Origin of the sequence: Bacillus sp. RC240 (genome assembly GCF_044907945.1) — a bacterium.
GTDB classification, from domain to species: Bacteria; Bacillota; Bacilli; order Bacillales; family Bacillaceae_G; genus Bacillus_A; species Bacillus_A mycoides.
In genome coordinates this window covers 429,140-445,846 of the sequence record NZ_JBIYCT010000003.1, presented here as the reverse complement: position 1 = coordinate 445,846, position 16,707 = coordinate 429,140, and the positions used below count along the sequence as shown (strand labels likewise).

The 16,707-nt window shown below is 34.5% G+C and carries 18 protein-coding genes and 3 pseudogenes; 18 read left to right on the top strand and 3 right to left on the bottom strand.

Going from position 1 to position 16,707, the window contains the following annotated elements:
• Positions 1-8: 8 nt before the first annotated feature.
• The gene (locus ABH955_RS13960; RefSeq protein ID WP_404491219.1) at positions 9-713 is read right to left on the bottom strand and encodes a response regulator transcription factor; all 705 of its coding nucleotides are present in this window, start codon (positions 711-713) and stop codon (positions 9-11) included.
• A 139-nt stretch (positions 714-852) separates the two neighbouring features.
• Here ABH955_RS13960 and ABH955_RS13955 point away from each other — a divergent pair, with 139 nt between their 5' ends.
• The 12 genes and pseudogenes from ABH955_RS13955 to aceA all read left to right on the top strand — a co-directional run bounded on the left by ABH955_RS13955 (position 853) and on the right by aceA (position 12,338).
• A complete protein-coding gene (locus ABH955_RS13955) occupies positions 853-1,701 on the top strand; it encodes a CPBP family intramembrane glutamic endopeptidase (protein ID WP_404491218.1) in 849 nt (282 codons plus the stop codon).
• Between the two features lies 1 nt (position 1,702).
• Entirely contained in the window at positions 1,703-2,059 is a 357-nt protein-coding gene (locus tag ABH955_RS13950) for a hypothetical protein (RefSeq protein WP_002064186.1), read from the top strand.
• 31 nt (positions 2,060-2,090) lie between these two features.
• Entirely contained in the window at positions 2,091-2,390 is a 300-nt protein-coding gene (locus ABH955_RS13945; RefSeq protein ID WP_061676514.1) for a hypothetical protein, read from the top strand.
• 262 nt (positions 2,391-2,652) lie between these two features.
• Positions 2,653-3,921, top strand: a complete 1,269-nt coding sequence (locus ABH955_RS13940) for a M48 family metallopeptidase (protein WP_404491217.1) — start codon at positions 2,653-2,655, stop codon at positions 3,919-3,921.
• A gap of 134 nt (positions 3,922-4,055) precedes the next feature.
• Positions 4,056-4,835: pseudogene (locus ABH955_RS29175) on the top strand (MCP four helix bundle domain-containing protein); the annotation flags it as partial.
• Positions 4,830-5,783: a methyl-accepting chemotaxis protein gene (locus ABH955_RS29170; RefSeq protein ID WP_483862309.1), complete on the top strand. Its 954-nt coding sequence runs from the start codon at positions 4,830-4,832 to the stop codon at positions 5,781-5,783. The pseudogene ABH955_RS29175 and the gene ABH955_RS29170, both read left to right, overlap by 6 nt.
• Before the next feature lie 219 nt (positions 5,784-6,002).
• The gene (locus ABH955_RS13930) at positions 6,003-6,911 is read left to right on the top strand and encodes a DMT family transporter (RefSeq protein WP_404491215.1); all 909 of its coding nucleotides are present in this window, start codon (positions 6,003-6,005) and stop codon (positions 6,909-6,911) included.
• A 77-nt stretch (positions 6,912-6,988) separates the two neighbouring features.
• A complete protein-coding gene (locus tag ABH955_RS13925; RefSeq protein ID WP_395922792.1) occupies positions 6,989-7,180 on the top strand; it encodes an S-layer homology domain-containing protein in 192 nt (63 codons plus the stop codon).
• Between the two features lie 400 nt (positions 7,181-7,580).
• Positions 7,581-8,231 (top strand): S-layer homology domain-containing protein, encoded by a 651-nt coding sequence (locus ABH955_RS13920; protein WP_404445976.1) that lies wholly within the window; start codon positions 7,581-7,583, stop codon positions 8,229-8,231.
• Positions 8,232-8,592: 361 nt separating this feature from the next.
• Positions 8,593-9,258: an S-layer homology domain-containing protein gene (locus tag ABH955_RS13915; protein WP_000727132.1), complete on the top strand. Its 666-nt coding sequence runs from the start codon at positions 8,593-8,595 to the stop codon at positions 9,256-9,258.
• Positions 9,259-9,445: 187 nt separating this feature from the next.
• Positions 9,446-11,035, top strand: a complete 1,590-nt coding sequence (aceB, locus tag ABH955_RS13910) for a malate synthase A (protein WP_404491213.1) — start codon at positions 9,446-9,448, stop codon at positions 11,033-11,035.
• A 25-nt stretch (positions 11,036-11,060) separates the two neighbouring features.
• Entirely contained in the window at positions 11,061-12,338 is a 1,278-nt protein-coding gene (aceA, locus tag ABH955_RS13905) for an isocitrate lyase (RefSeq protein WP_002125874.1), read from the top strand.
• 136 nt (positions 12,339-12,474) lie between these two features.
• Here aceA and ABH955_RS13900 read toward each other — a convergent pair whose 3' ends face one another.
• Positions 12,475-12,969: a DUF6584 family protein gene (locus ABH955_RS13900; protein ID WP_113937645.1), complete on the bottom strand. Its 495-nt coding sequence runs from the start codon at positions 12,967-12,969 to the stop codon at positions 12,475-12,477.
• Positions 12,970-13,248: 279 nt separating this feature from the next.
• Between ABH955_RS13900 and cspA the strand changes: the two genes are divergently transcribed.
• Together cspA and ABH955_RS13890 are read left to right on the top strand one after the other, a co-directional pair.
• Entirely contained in the window at positions 13,249-13,452 is a 204-nt protein-coding gene (gene cspA, locus ABH955_RS13895) for an RNA chaperone/antiterminator CspA (protein WP_002011282.1), read from the top strand.
• Between the two features lie 26 nt (positions 13,453-13,478).
• Positions 13,479-13,740, top strand: a pseudogene (locus tag ABH955_RS13890) (hypothetical protein).
• Positions 13,741-13,790: 50 nt separating this feature from the next.
• On the opposite strand, the gene ABH955_RS13885 reads toward ABH955_RS13890, so the two are convergent.
• Positions 13,791-13,976 (bottom strand): hypothetical protein, encoded by a 186-nt coding sequence (locus tag ABH955_RS13885; RefSeq protein ID WP_113937647.1) that lies wholly within the window; start codon positions 13,974-13,976, stop codon positions 13,791-13,793.
• A gap of 302 nt (positions 13,977-14,278) precedes the next feature.
• Between ABH955_RS13885 and ABH955_RS13880 the strand changes: the two are divergent.
• From ABH955_RS13880 to lepB, 4 genes and pseudogenes are all read left to right on the top strand, one after another.
• Positions 14,279-14,356: pseudogene (locus ABH955_RS13880) on the top strand (RNA-guided endonuclease TnpB family protein); the annotation flags it as partial.
• A gap of 49 nt (positions 14,357-14,405) precedes the next feature.
• Positions 14,406-14,987, top strand: a complete 582-nt coding sequence (locus ABH955_RS13875; RefSeq protein ID WP_002011279.1) for a competence protein ComK — start codon at positions 14,406-14,408, stop codon at positions 14,985-14,987.
• A gap of 334 nt (positions 14,988-15,321) precedes the next feature.
• Positions 15,322-15,915, top strand: a complete 594-nt coding sequence (locus ABH955_RS13870) for a TVP38/TMEM64 family protein (RefSeq protein WP_113937648.1) — start codon at positions 15,322-15,324, stop codon at positions 15,913-15,915.
• A gap of 210 nt (positions 15,916-16,125) precedes the next feature.
• Positions 16,126-16,689 (top strand): signal peptidase I, encoded by a 564-nt coding sequence (gene lepB / locus ABH955_RS13865; RefSeq protein WP_113937649.1) that lies wholly within the window; start codon positions 16,126-16,128, stop codon positions 16,687-16,689.
• Positions 16,690-16,707 lie beyond the last annotated feature (18 nt).

The following is a 16,707-nucleotide window of genomic DNA, read 5'->3' as shown; positions in this document are numbered from 1 at the left end:
TCTTTAACCTACTTTGTAATGAACTTATAGCCAAGTCCACGAACTGTTTTTATGTATTCTGGTTTACTTGGATCTTGTTCAATTTTTTCACGTAGTTTTCGAATGTGAACCATAACAGTATTATCATCTCCATTATAGGCAGGTGCTCCCCAAACTTTTTCATATAATTCTTCCTTCGAAAATACGTAGTTCGGATTCTCACAAAAGAATAGTAGTAGTTGAAAGAGTTGAGCGGAACATTCGACAACGTTTCCATCTACTGTTAGTTCCGCAGAATGTTGATCAATTTCAAATCTCCCAAATGAAATGGAGTGTGCGTTTTGTTCGTGTAGTACTGTTTGTTTCATATGTCTTCGAAGTTGTGCTTTCATACGAGCTACGACTTCTAATGGATTAAATGGCTTCGTAATATAATCATCTGCACCGTATGAAAATCCAGATATTTTATCTAAATCAGATGCCTTCGCTGATAGGAAGAAAATCGGACAATCTGTTTGTTGGCGAATAATCGGACAAATATCAAAACCAGATTGTCCAGGAAGCATGACATCTAAAATAATTAAATCGTAATTGTTTTTTTCGGTGAGAGATAAAGCTAATTCAGCTGATGTTGCAGTTGTAATATGAGAAAAACCTTCTTTTTCAAGAATGGTAGTTAGTAGTTGTAAAATTGCTGTTTCATCATCGATGAGTAATATATTTGCTTGATACATATGAATCCCTCCTAATTTCCTCGAATATCATATCATCTTTTTGTAACTTATGGAATTTTTAAGGAAATTTTAAGGTTTTCTTTCACAAAAAATTAAGATTCAAATGATATGATAAAAGTAACATGGGGAGGAGATGAATGTGAATCCGTTTCAAACGATGCGAGCTAGATATTTTTTAATTGTATTTGCACTATTAATTTTAATAGCACGAAGCAGTAATGAATTGCTAGAAAGTACATTTCATATACAAAATTCATCTTTTATAAATATGCTTATATTTTATATCCTTCCAATAATATGGATTTTTTACGGATATAGAAAGCATCGTGTTTCATTTTCATTATTTATTAATAGAAACGAAACATTTAACCTAGTGCAAGTTTTGTACATCGCGATTATGCTTTGTATGTTTAGTTACGGCTATCTTATTTTATATATGTACAGCTTTGCATGGATTACACCAGATTTTATTATGAATGCCTTGCATGAACCGATTATAGATAGTACCGGGGGATATGTATTTCAATTTATTAGGGTTGTATTTATCGCGCCTATTGTCGGAGAGTTTGTTTTTCGAGGGTTTTTACTGCAGCGTTTTGCAGCAAAATGGGGTACTAGTATAGCAATGGTCGTTGTAGCACTTTTATTTGCTTGCTTACATGTTGATTTCCTTGGTGCAGTTGTGTTTAGCGTCGTACTATCAATCGTATATATTCGTACGAAAAGCTTGCTCATGCCAATTGCTATTCATATGTTAAACAATGCGCTTGTAATCGGCGTTTCTTTTCTAATAAATAAAGAAGAGATAATGAGTTTTGCAGATTTCTCAAATTATACGACGTTCTTTCCAGGACTTATTATTTTTATAACGGGATTAAACTTAGTACTCATCTTTTTATTTGTTAACCGCAAATATTGGAATAAAGAAATGCCAGCTATATATGTAGAGCAGGGAAAGAGTTTTTCAGATGTAGTGGGGGATAAGTAAGATGAAGAAAACGTTTGAAAAAATATTGAAAGACATTATAGAGTCTACGTCTCTTACAGATATGTGTGATAAAAGCGTTTGTCATTGGGTGCAACCTGTAGTAGATACAATTGTGTTTCCAGAGTATTACTTATTTTCTAGTACTCATGTAAAAGAAAATATTATTTCTCTTCTTATTGTGTTAGGGGTTTTACTAATATTTGGTCTAATTGTAGAAGAAATGATGAAGCGCATCTTCAAAAAAAATGAAGAGAAGTATATGTGGGTTCATAAAGTATTCGAGAAAGTAATGGTGGCTTTCCTTTTGTTTTATGGCATGAAAACAATCATTTACTTTATAGCTTTGAAACATCATTAATTCGAAATTTGAAAGGGATGTATAAAATTATATGAATGAAACAATATCATCAAATAAGTTTTTTTATTTGATTGTGCTTAGTATAGTGCTGATAACGACAGTCAATGTTATTCTTCGCTGGGAGGAAGCGTATTTCTTTATGTATTTAGCACTCCATTTGTTAGGAATATTATGTATAAGCGGCGGAATAGTTGCTGAAAAAAAGAGTGAAGAAAGCGTTAATTATATGTGTGTGACCGGTCTTATTTTACTTTTAGCTGTGCAAGGTATTATGAAATATAGTTCTTTTTCTCTGCAAGATTTTAGTTTATTAGTGGATGTACTTCCTTAAGGGGGCGCGTCATATTTCAAGACTATGAATATATACGCTATATAAAAGGCGCTGGTTTAATATGTTGGGGTGTAAGTACGTTTCTTATTCCAGATTATGAACCGAAGAAAGGGTCTAAAGGTAGGTAAAACTCTTCTTTTTGTAGAAGAGTTTTTTTATGTAAATAAAAGGATCTCGAGCAATTCGCGTAATAAGCTTGTTCTAATTTAGCATGTACGAACTTACAATAATAATAGACAGGCAGCATAGAGGAGGGAATAGCGTGAGGAAAGTTATTGGGTGGTCGCTTTTTTTGTACGTTGGGTTTGCGTTACTTATATATTGGTATTTATTTGGATGGAATCATGAACTCATTCCGGACATGTATAAAGGAACGAGTGCAGATCCAGAAACTTTTATGAATGCGAGGGAGCTTACGCTAAGTCAAGATTATTCGCGTGTGAAAAATTTACTGTTCTTTTTAGCGACGCCTCTTGAATGGATTATTTTATTATTTGTACTCGTGCTCGGTATTTCAAAAAAGTTTGAGAAATGGTCGAAGGAAACGACCAAAATAAATGTCTTACAAGTTGCGATTTATTTCTTTTATTTATCACTACTAACAACAGTTCTTGCATTACCGATGCAGTGGATCGGGCGTAAAGTATCCGTTGCTTACGGTATTTCCACGCAAAGTACACAAAGCTGGATAAAAGATCATGTTATCGATTTTTGGGTGAATTATGCGACTATGTTACTCATTGTTTCGGTTCTGTTATGGCTCATCCGTAAATTTCCAAAGAGATGGTGGCTAGCAGGGTGGGCGCTCTCTGTACCATTTACAATCTTTTTAACGTTCGTGCAACCTGTTATTATTGATCCACTTTACAATGATTTCTCGACGCTAAAAAATAAAGAATTAGAAACGAAAATTTTGACAATGGCAGATAAAGCTGATATTCCAGCTAAGCACGTATATGAAGTAAATATGTCGGAAAAAACGAATTCGTTAAATGCGTACGTAACGGGAATTGGCCTTAACTCACGCATTGTAATGTGGGATACGACGCTTAAGCAATTAAAAGATAAAGAGATTTTATTTATAATGGCTCATGAAATGGGACATTACGTAATGAAACATATATATTGGGGCGTTGCGAGCTATGTGTTGCTATCGTTTATAGGTATGTATTTAATTAGTCGTATTATAAATATGTGTATTCGAAAATGGGGAGATACACTGCAAATTCCAAAATTAGCATGTTTCTCAATTTTACCTTTATTTTTCTTAATTTCCTCTTTATTATCTTTTGCAGCACAACCAGCAACAAACTACGTTTCTCGTATAGAGGAACGGGCGGCAGATCAATACGCTCTAGACATGACGAAAGATGGAAAATCAGGTGTGAAAACTTTTCAATATTTATCAAAAACAAGTTTAAGCCAAGTGAATCCGCCTGCGTTAGTGAAGTTTTTCTTATATACACATCCACCAATTTTCGAAAGAATTCATACGTTTGAACAATATGAAAAACAAAAAAACAAGAAGTAGCGATTATGCTACTTTTTTTTATAGAAATATAAGTTTGGTATTGGGAATATTTATCATTGCTTTTTATTGTGATTTTGTAAATAATAAGCTATAAAATTCTAAAAATCTATATATAAAGGAATAAAGGTGGAAATATGTATTTTTTACAAAATTTAAAAGTGAAACATAAATTATTCTTACTTATCTCATTAGCAGTTTTGGGCATGGCAATTATGAGTTGTGTAGCAATTAATTCTATTAATAAGATTAAGCACGATACAGAGGTTGTAGTAGATGATTATCAAAATTCTGCAGTTTTATTAGAAGGAATGCTTCGTACACAAAATTCACTAGAATATAACTTACTAGAATTAATTACAACGTCACAAAATGAGGGGACAAATAAAGAAGGGATTATTGGTAATGTTGAAAAGGATCTTAAAAAATATGATTCTTTATTAAAAGAATATGATGATGGCGTTGATTTAAGTAAGCAAGAGGATGAGCTGTTTCAGAAGATGAAGAAATCTTTGCCAAGTTATATGGAGACATATAAGAAGTTGTTTGACAAAGCAAAGGGAACAAATGAATCTCAAATGGTAAACGAATTTCAAAAGGACTTAAAACCGAAGGGAGTAGAGTTAGCTGGTTATGCTGTAGATTTAGAAGAGTATGTTTCAAATTTAGCTGACCAAGTATTTAAAGATTCTCAAAAAATGATAGATCGGTCCGTTATTACCTTTATCATTCTTGCAGTAGTTACTACAATCATTATATGTATAGTAAGTTATATTATTAGCAAACTTATAGTTGCTCCTTTACAAACGGTTAGTCGTATGATGGAAAGAGCAAAAGAGGGAGATTTAACTGTACATGGTGATTATAATGCTAAAGATGAATTAGGTATATTAGTAAGTGATTTTAACGAGATGATTGCAGGGCTAAGAACAAATATGCAAGAAGTAGAGAATAATATTCAGCTTTTATTCCAACATGCAGACGGAGTAGTATCTGCATCAGAAGTATCTAGCGGTGCAGCAAAGAAAATCACTATAGATATTGAAGAAGTTGCCAATGGCGCAGAGAGCCAAATGCAAGCAATGGAACAAACTGCGGGTGCGATGGAAGAGTTGACACAAGGAATGCAGAGCATAGTGAATACATCATCCTCTGTAAATGAATTGTCTGCTCAATCAGCATTAGATGCAGAGAGTGGTAACAAATTAATGAAACAAATGATTCAACAGATGGATACAATCCAAAATTCAGTACATAGCGGTGTGAAACAAGTAGAGACTATGAAAGAACAATCAGAAGAAATTGTTAAAATTATTGATGTTATGCAAGGTATTACCTCTCAGATTAACTTATTAGCATTAAATGCCGCAATTGAGGCTGCACGTGCTGGAGAAAGTGGTAGAGGATTTGCAATTGTGGCAGATGAAGTAAGAAAATTAGCAGAACAATCTAGTGATTCTGCAAAACAAATTGAGAAACTTATTATTCAAGTTATGGGAACAACGAACCATACGGTACATATGATGGGGAAAGTAGATAATGAGGTGCAGGCAGGTACTCAAGTAGTAATGCATACAGAAAAAGTATTTGGAACAATTACAAAAAAAGTGCAGCAAGTATCTGAGCAAATTCAAACGGTATCTATGTCTACAGATGAAATTGCAGCGAGTAGTGAGGAGATTTCTGCTTCTACAGAAGACATGGCGCAAATTTCTCAAAGGTCATCTGATCGAACTGATAGGGTAAAAGAGTCTATTCAACAGCAAGAAAAATCAGTTCAAGAAATCTCAGTTTCAATTGAGCATCTGCATAGCGTAGCAGGAGGATTAAAGCAGATTGTTTCACAATTTACTCTTCAAAAATAGTATATTTAAGTTTATATATAGTGAAATTCCTCTGAATAAATAGCAAAAAAATCATCCTTTATAAGAAATAAAGGATGATTTTTTTATTATGAAGATTTGGTGTGAATTCTACTTTTTACATTCTATTTTTTTACAGTTTTTCAATTGTGATATATAATGATATGTAATGTTTTTAGAATTTTTAGTTTATAAAAAGATGATTGTAGGGGGAGGAGAAAATTGTTTCATTCAAAATCAATGCCGACTATAAAAATGATCCTTTCGATGTCTATTTTCGGATCGATTGGATTTTTTTCTGTCCAAACGGGTTTACCATCTTTTGAATTAGTATTTATTCGTTGTATTTGTGCGACTTTATTTTTAACGCTATGTTGGTTTGCAACAGGACAATATAAAAATGAGAAATGGAATAAAAAAGAAATTGTGCAAATATTAGCGTGTGGCGTATTTCTCGTTTTTAACTGGGTGTTTTTATTTAAAGCGTTTGAACTCATGTCGATTACAATTGCGATTTCAGTGTATCATCTCGCGCCAATTATCGTATTAATGATCGGTAGTATCGTATTTAAAGAGAGACTTACAGTATTTGCTGTTATGTCCATTGTTATTTGTTTTATCGGCACAGTGTTAGTAGCTGGAGTGGACGGTAGTATGTCACTTGAGAAATTAATGTCATCTGGAATGGTATGGGCACTTCTTGCGGCTTTATTTTATGCTTTTACCACGTTACTAGGAAAGGGGATTCAGCATACGAGCGCATATGCGATGACCTTTTTACAAACGTTTTTAGGCATATTTTTATTGCTGCCATTCGTAGATTTCGGACATTTTCAAGGATTAACAGAGATGAACTGGATGATGATTACTGCGACAGGACTTATACATACTGGGTTTGTATATTACTTGTTTTTTGACAGTTTAAGGGATTTACCGACGAGACTTATTTCTGTATTAGTGTTTTTAGATCCTGCTGTTGCAATTTTGTTAGATACGATTTTTACCGGTTTTAGACCGACTAGTATGCAAATTGTAGGGATTATTCTTATATTTGTAGGAATGGCATTTACTTTTCGAAAAACGAAGGATGAAAAAGTGGTGGTAAAAGAAAATAGGTATTATGAAGTGTGAAAAATTACCTCCTATCGTATTGAGAATCCCCTTATTTTTTATACAATATAAGAGTAGGAAAATAAAGGAAGATGCGGATGAGAAGGATGAAAAAGTTATTAAAGGTAGCTACATCATTAAGTTTAATAGGGTGGATATTTGTTAGCGGTGATATTGTTTCAGCAAATAAAGCTATAGTTGGAACGGGTAATGGTTTATTTGAACCAGAAAAACTTGTAACCCGTGAACAGTATGCGAAGTTCTTAAATAATACAATTCAAAGATTCTAAGCAAACGATTAATCTATGAAGATCGAAAAAAGCGCAAATATGATATTTGCGCTTTTTTTGTCTATAAAGTGAAATTTTTATAAGTGAAGGACTTGATTAGTAGATAGTAGAATATTGTATATATAACATCTTTGCAAAAGCTTTTGTTTATCCTTTTTGAAAATCAAACAGAGAAACTAGAGCGCAAAGATAAGAGTATTTCTTCAAATGATTTGCATGCAATTCAGAATACCAATTGGAATTGAGAGCGAATTGGCTCTCCTAGTAATCTTCAAAATAATAGATGTTAAAAATGCAATATATTACATAGGGCTTGCAAATACAGCATATGTAATATGGGGAAAGAATTTAGTCTATTATGTTCCACTTTTAATAAAGTGGAAATGAAGGAGCGAGGACTATGAAGAAAAAAATGTTCCGTATAATGGCGGCAGCGACTATTATGGGTGGATTATTGGTAAGTGCAAATGTTCCTAACATAAAAGCAGAAGAATATCCTGAAATGATTGTATTTGACGATGTCCCAGTAAACCATTGGGCATATGATTATATTCTAGATGCGGCATATAATAAAATTATGCTAGGTTATGGAAATGGAAAGTTTGGTGTAGGTGATAACGTAACACGTGAACAAGTGGCGGCAGTACTGTATCGCGCACTTAATATAAAACATGAAGGCCCATTAAAAAATCCTTATAAGGATATTTCTGAAAGATCAACAATGTTTCCAAATGAAATTTTAGCATTAACAGAGCGCGGTATTTTTAAAGGTGATGAGAAGGGGAACTTTAGACCTAGGGAAACAATTACACGTGCAGAAGTAGCGCAAGTTCTTACACAGGCATTTTCATTTGAAGTGAAGCAACAGCATACATTTAAAGATGTACCGAATAATTACTGGGCAAAAAATTCAATTAGTGCTCTGCAATCAAATAATGTCATAGTAGGGACAGGAAATGGAAAGTTTGAACCGAATAAAGTTGTAACACGTGAGCAATATGCAACATTTTTATATAAAGCTATTATTAATTTTCATTTGAAAGATGAATAACATGAAACGGAAGTTTTTAAAAAAATAGTACAAGAAAAATAAAATTATATTAATATATCATATTTCTTTAAAAAAAGCGCGGAAATTACGCGCTTTTTTCTTATTTTAAATTGTTTATCTGTATATTTATTCTGCTGTTCATAGTTCCGTGGTTAGTATTTATGGAAAAAACAGGTTAATTATAGTTACTTTTTATTGAAAAAAAGTACGATTTAGTAACTTTATTGTTAATTAAGTATAAAGATAAGTATGTGAAATACAGTTCACAAATTAGACAAACATTATATGGATAAGTGTATTGTTACTTTTCCATAAATTCTTTATATTAGAAAAAAATATGTTTTTTTAGGGAGAGAATACAGTGAAGAAAAAGATTTTAAAAGTAGCAACAGCTTTAACAATTATGGGTGGAGTTGCATTTAGTGCTGAAGGCGCTACAGCGAATGCTGAAGTAGCTGCTAAGCCTAAGCCACAACAAGCAAGTCAGGCTATCTTTAAAGATGTACCAGCAGGACATTGGTCTTACGAAGCAATTCAAACTTTAGCACAAGAAGAAATTATGCTTGGTTATGGAAATGGCGTGTTCGGTTTTGGACATAACATAACTCGTGAACAAGTAGCTGCTTTAATTTATCGTACTATCGATTTCAGTGAAGTATTCGAGGAAGGCGATATCCTTGAGAATCCATACAAAGATATTAATGAAAAATCAACAATGTTCTTAGAAGAAATTTTAGTATTAACAGAGGTAGGTATCTTTAACGGTGATGGAACTGGAAACTTTAGACCGAAAGATACACTAACACGTGCAGAAATGGCTCAAGTGCTTACAGTAGCATATGAATTAGAAGTAAAAGGAACACAAGGATTTAAAGATGTACCGAAAGGACATTGGGCATACAATGCGATTAATGCAGTAGGTTCAAATGGTATTTCTGTAGGAGATGGAACTGGAAACTTTGCTCCAAACATGAAAGTAACACGTGAACAATATGCGCAGTTCTTATTTAAAACAATTTTTGAATAAATAATAAAAAAGAGTCAGTGTTATATAACACTGACTCTTTTTTTGCTTGAAATCATAATGGATAAACACAGTTTTGTAAAAAAACCATTAAATTTTCAAAAAAAACTTCCTTTTCTGAAGATTTGTTATATAATATAAAACATAAAATCAAATCTGTTATAAGACAGCTTAAAAAGGGGATGCTAATATGTCGACGCAAACTTCACGGGTTACACTGGCCGGAGAAATGTTACCAGCGTACAACGAAATATTGACACCTGAGGCGCTTAGTTTTTTAAAGGAACTGCATGAAAATTTCAATGAACGCCGCACGGAACTTTTACAAAAGCGTGTGGAGAAACAAAAAAGAATTGATGCGGGGGAGTTTCCTACGTTTTTAGAAGAGACAAAGCATATACGTGAAGGGGATTGGACAATCGCCCAGCTTCCGAAAGATTTAGAGGATCGCCGCGTGGAGATTACTGGTCCGGTGGATAGAAAGATGGTCATTAACGCTTTAAATTCAGGAGCACATCTTTTTATGGCAGACTTTGAAGATTCGAATGCACCAACTTGGAGAAATGCTGTCGAAGGTCAAATTAACTTACGAGATGCTGCTGTGAGAACGATCTCACATAAAAATGAAAACGGAAAAGAATATCGTTTAAATAGTAAAACAGCTGTATTAATTGTGCGTCCGAGAGGGTGGCATTTAGAAGAAAAGCATATGCAAGTTGACGGTAAGAACATGTCTGGCAGTTTAGTAGATTTTGGATTGTACTTTTTCCATAATGCGAAGACGCTTTTAGCAAAAGGAAGTGGCCCGTACTTTTACTTACCGAAAATGGAAAGTTACTTAGAGGCAAGATTATGGAATGACGTTTTCATATTCGCTCAAAAGTATATCGGTATTCCGAATGGAACGATTAAAGCGACTGTGTTAATAGAAACGATTCACGCTTCATTTGAAATGGATGAAATTTTGTATGAACTAAGAGATCATTCTGCTGGTTTAAACTGCGGACGATGGGATTATATATTTAGTTTCTTAAAGAGCTTCCGTAATCATAATGAATTTTTACTTCCGGATAGAGCGCAAGTCACGATGACAGCGCCGTTTATGCGCGCGTATTCTTTGAAAGTTATTCAAACGTGTCATCGTCGTAACGCGCCAGCAATCGGAGGGATGGCGGCGCAAATCCCAATTAAAAATGATCCAGAAGCAAATGAGGCAGCTTTCGAGAAAGTGCGTGCTGATAAGGAGCGCGAAGCTTTAGACGGTCATGATGGGACTTGGGTTGCCCACCCGGGACTTGTACCGGTTGCAATGGAAGTATTTAATCACATAATGAAAACGTCAAATCAAATTTTTAGAAAGCGTGAAGAAATACGTGTAACAGAAAAGGATTTATTAGAAGTACCGATAGGAACGATTACAGAAGGTGGTCTTCGCACGAATATTAACGTCGGTATTCAATATATTGCATCTTGGTTAAGCGGGAGAGGAGCAGCTCCAATTTATAACTTAATGGAAGATGCGGCAACAGCGGAAATATCAAGAGCACAAGTATGGCAGTGGATTCGTCATGAGGGTGGAAAGCTAAGTGATGGCCGTAATATCACTTTTAAATTGATGGAAGAATTGAAAGAAGAAGAACTAGCAAAAATAGAAAGAGAGATTGGTAAGGAAGCATTTAATAAGGGGAGATTTGAAGAGGCTACAAAACTGTTTACAAACCTTGTTCGTAATAACGAGTTCATGCCGTTTTTAACATTACCGGGTTATGAAATTTTATAAGAAACAAGAAAAGGGGATGGAACATATGAAAAACGAAAGAATTGATAAATTGCAGGAAAGCTGGGAATTAGATACGCGCTGGAAAGGGATAACACGTCCATATACAGCTGAAGATGTAATTCGTCTGCGCGGATCGATTGATATTGAACATACGTTAGCGCGCTGCGGTGCAGAGAAGCTTTGGAAATCACTTCATACAGAAGATTATATTAATGCACTTGGGGCATTAACAGGAAACCAAGCGATGCAACAAGTGAAGGCTGGATTAAAAGCAATTTATTTAAGCGGTTGGCAAGTAGCGGCAGATGCGAATCTTTCTGGACATATGTATCCTGACCAAAGCTTATACCCGGCGAACAGTGTGCCAGCTGTTGTAAAACGAATTAACCAAACACTTCAACGTGCTGATCAAATTCAGCATATGGAAGGTAGCGGTGATACAGATTATTTCGTCCCAATTGTGGCGGATGCTGAAGCTGGGTTTGGTGGACAGTTAAACGTATTTGAATTAATGAAAGGGATGATTGAAGCGGGTGCATCTGGCGTGCACTTTGAAGACCAATTATCTTCAGAGAAAAAATGCGGGCATTTAGGCGGAAAAGTATTATTACCGACGCAAACAGCGGTGCGTAATTTAATTTCGGCACGTCTTGCTGCGGATGTAATGGGTGTACCAACAATTATCGTTGCAAGAACAGATGCAGATGCAGCAGATTTAATTACGAGCGATATCGATCCAGTTGATCAAGAGTTTATTACAGGTGAAAGAACGCCAGAAGGGTTTTATCATACGAAAGCAGGTCTTGATCAAGCAATTGCACGTGGTTTAGCGTATGCGCCGTATGCAGATCTCGTTTGGTGTGAAACGTCGGAGCCAAATTTAGAAGATGCAAAACGCTTTGCGGACGCAATTCATAAGAAATATCCAGGGAAGCTACTTGCTTACAACTGTTCCCCTTCTTTTAACTGGAAACAAAAATTAGATGAAAAAACGATTGCAAGCTTCCAAAAAGAAATTGCATCGTACGGTTATAAATTCCAGTTCGTAACGCTTGCTGGATTCCATTCGTTAAATTACGGCATGTTTGAATTAGCGCGTGGTTATAAAGAGCGCGGCATGGCAGCGTACTCTGAATTACAACAAGCAGAGTTCGCAGCAGAGAAATACGGTTACTCAGCAACGCGCCATCAACGCGAAGTAGGAACAGGATACTTTGATGAAGTAGCACAAGTGATTACAGGCGGTACTTCATCAACGACTGCTCTAAAAGGATCCACAGAAGAAGAACAGTTTACGAAATAAAGGTATAAGTAGGTGCCCCCCAAAAAAATTTGGGGGCACTTTTCTTATTTATTATTACGTCGCTGACATTGTTAAACTTTGTCGGAAAGTGGATGTGATTTTATTTGTCGTCGTATTGTGGGACGTTCACTTCTATTTAAAATATCCAATCCAATATAGTGAATATACCAATAATAGCAGTGAAAAGAAGGAATGCGAATAATGATAGACAGCCCCATGTAAATAGTTTGTCTTTCCATGTTTCTTCATAATCATCAATTAGTTTCTCTATCACTTTTTTCTGCAATGGCTGTAAGGGACGTTCGGTGTGTAGTCCTGTAATAATGTTACGATCTCCTTTGAATTTTAAAGCACGTACAATATGATAAGAGTCGTTTCCCATCGATTTTTCAAATTGTAGACATGCCGCGTGCATAACATCTGTTTTCTCTTTTTCAAGATACCAATACCGTCCAGCCATTTCTGGGTATTGTAATGTAAAGTAAATGTCACCGAGTTTTTTCCTAATTTCTAATTCATTCGGATAAGTAGCGATTAATCCGTGTAATCTATCTCTTGCTTTTCCAAGGTTGTTATTTTCAATATCTTTTTCAATTCTCTTTAATGTTTTTTTAGGGATTATTTCTGTCATACACGCCTCCTTATTAGAATAGGTGTGGTTATATTTTATAAAAAATACTAAAATTTAGAAACTTTATTTTTAAAAAGGATTGTACATTCTATTTTAAGTATGCTATGATAATACCAGTTGAATAATTAAATTAAGCAATCCATATATTATCAAGTGCCGAAAACAAACGGGGAAAAGTATGTGAGAACTAGTTTATGTTTCGAATTTGATAATGTGTGGATTCTTTTTTTATACATGAAGACTAAATAATAAAATGTATTTTCTTAGGAGGAAATAATTATGACAGTTACAGGACAAGTAAAATGGTTTAACAACGAAAAAGGCTTCGGTTTCATCGAAGTTCCAGGCGAAAACGATGTATTCGTACATTTCTCTGCAATCGAAACTGATGGTTTCAAATCTTTAGAAGAAGGCCAAAAAGTTAGCTTCGAAATCGAAGATGGCAACCGTGGACCTCAAGCTAAAAACGTAATCAAACTATAATTTTATAGTTTATTATAGAAAAAAGGATGGCTTATGCCATCCTTTTTTTTGTTGTTGAGATATACGATATTTATATTAGTAATAAAGACAGCCTAAAAAGTACGATTGAAGAAATAAAGGCGTACTCGAAAACTTATGAAAATGATAAAGTGACGGTAATTGATTTGAGGAAGTCTCATTCTCGTTATTTAGATCAAGAACCATATATAATCATAGTACAGGTTGAAAGAGATACAGAGAATCTTGGAAGAAAAAATAGTAGGTTTTTTTGAGGATGAAGAAGAATGAAGGAAATGGTAATCAGTATGTAAAAAGGCTTTCCCGTAAAGGAAGGCCTTTTAGTGTTCTTTCACAGCTTTTTTCTTTTCACGTTTCTTGCATTCTGGACATTTAGATTTACGAAAAGGCTTCGCGAAGAACAGTAAAATAAAAAATAAACCGAATATAATACTCGCTGAATTTTTTACGATAACAATGTTACTATTTTTCATTTGAATTGTTGGATGATCTTGATTTTCTTCCATGAGAGACCTCCGTATATTTGATTTATATTTTAATTATAGCAAAATTAATTGCTGTAATTATATGAAAAGGGGAATGTGTTAAACATATTACAAATGATATAAATTCTTTTTTCGTATATAGAATCCTCTTTTTATACAGATTATTCTTTTGGTATCCATATATTATCATTAACAGATTTGTATTATATTTGATTTATTATAAGTATTTGTAAAGAATCGCAGAATGTAAACCATTTCCTTTTCGTAGGTGCTACTATAAAAGGGAAATGAAGAAGGGAAATTAAATAGCAATCGAAAATTAAAAAAAGAGAGGTGAAAAATCTGTTACTAACAAAAGAGCGAGTATAGATAAAAGTATTCTTAGCGTGCAAAAACTACATACTCTAAGGATATACATTTGCCTATATTTGTAGTAGCAGACAGTAGACTATGGAAAGTAAAGTAGAACGTTATGTCGAAAACTATGTTGTAAGCAAAAATACAATGGCCTTACTTCCTGTTGTTCTAGGAGAAAAGAAAGTTGTTACGCGAATTGTTGAAATGGAAGATTCTTTTTTCGTATTTCAAAAGCCTCTTGATATTATAGAGAGAAGTTGCCGGAAACATGGTTCTAGTTTCTTTGGAAGAAAAGAAGGAACGAAGGAGTTAACTCGTATTACACATAAAGCTCCTATCGCAATTAGTCCGACAGATCAACTTTATTTTTTCCCTACGTATTCTTATTCTCGAAAAGAGTGTGCGTGGTTATCTCATTTTCATATTGAAGATAATAAAGAATTAAAAGATGGAAATCTTATTATTAGATTTATAAATGGTTTCGCTGTGAAACTAGAAATGTCAAAAAGTAGCTTTGAAAATCAGCAAAATCGTACAGCGAAATTACGGACAGAGTATGAAGATCGTAAGAAAAAACAAGGAAATCCTTGCTTTAAAGAGATTGATAAAAATGAAGAATCTAAATTAACACCAGCATATGAGAAAGTGTATTTTGTGAAGGAAGGCGAAGTGTGAGAGGGAAAGGATGGGGAGACTCATCCTTTTTATTTGTCTGTTTTTGTCGGAAAGTCGATAAAAATCAAATTGTGATCGATGTATTCAGAAAATCACCGGTGTAATTTCATTTACCGAAAAAATCATCAAAAAATATTGTTCCTCAAACAACCAAACATACAACAAACCTTGTCGAATATTGAAAGATTATCATAGCATAATAATGAAGGAATTCTAGCGAATGATATGGAAACTTTAATAAATACATCTCCATATGTCGTATCTACCATTTCCTCTTTCATTTAAGCGATGATACAGTAGAGGTAGTAATTAGAGTAAAGGGGTAAAGTGTAGAATGGATTTTCAAACAATCAAAGAGTATTTTTCACCAGAAAATATGGATCATATTGTTGAAAGTTATCGTGCGTTCGGACCGCTTCTCGGTATTGGCTTACCGATGATAGAGGCGCTTATTCCGGCATTGCCACTCATTGTGTTTGTGTTGGCGAATGCTGTTGCATTTGGTTTTTGGTTCGGTTTTCTTTATTCATGGATTGGGTCAGTAATTGGTGCAATGCTTGTATTTTTCATTATTCGTAGCTTTGGAAGAAGTCGTTTCTTTTCTTTTGTAAATAAGCATGAGAGAGTGCGAAAAGCGATGGGATGGATTGAAAGAAAAGGGTTCGCGCCAATCTTTGTTATATTTTGTTTTCCGTTCACACCATCTGCGCTTATAAACGTTGTAGCTGGTTTATCTCGCATTAGCGTAAAACAGTTTGGACTAGCATTAGCATTCGGAAAGCTTGTTATGATCTTTATTTTAACGTATATCGGTCATGATTTAGTGTCATTTATTCATAAGCCGGTGAAATCGGTTATTGTGGGCGTTGTTATTTTTAGTTTATGGTATGTCGGTAAAAAAATTGAAGTAAAGTTAGAACTACAGTAGGAAAATTCTTCTTTGTCCCGCTATTTGGGGGCAATAAAACTCCCACCAAAAAATTCGACTGAAGCAAAGAAGTTAGGTGGGAGATCAAACTGCCCGTAAATGCCCGATTGGTGCGGGCTAATAATCGGTGGGGGATGAACAAAACCCCCACCGATTAAGTTTCACTTTATAAATGCAAGCTTAATTATTAAAGGGCGAGGGGAGAAGCGAATGAAGAAAACTTTGAAAAAAGAAGGGCTAGAGTGGATAAGAACAATTTTAATTGGTGTACTATTAGCTGTATTTTTTCGAACGTTTTTCTTTTCAACGTACGTTGTAGAGGGGAAGTCAATGATGCCGACATTGCAAGATGGAAATATGCTCGTTGTGAATAAGGTGAGTTATCAAGTAGGGGACTTGAATCGATTTGATGTCGTCGTTTTTCATGCGAATAAAAAAGAGGACTATGTAAAGCGAATTATCGGTTTACCTGGGGATCATATCGAATATAAGCATGATAAATTATATATAAACGGACAATTCGTGGAGGAACCTTATTTAGAGACGTATAAGAAAGAGACGAATGGACGGCAATTAACAGGTGATTTTAAATTAGAAGAATTAACGAAAGAAAAGTTTGTACCACCCGGTTCTATTTTTGTAGTTGGTGACAACCGCCTTGGTAGTTGGGATAGTAGGCACTTCGGCTTTGTGAAAGCTGATACAGTTGTCGGTAAAGTTGATTTACGATATTGGCCGATTCAAGAGGTACAAACGAATTTTTCAAAAGGCTGATATAATAAAATGAAGTAT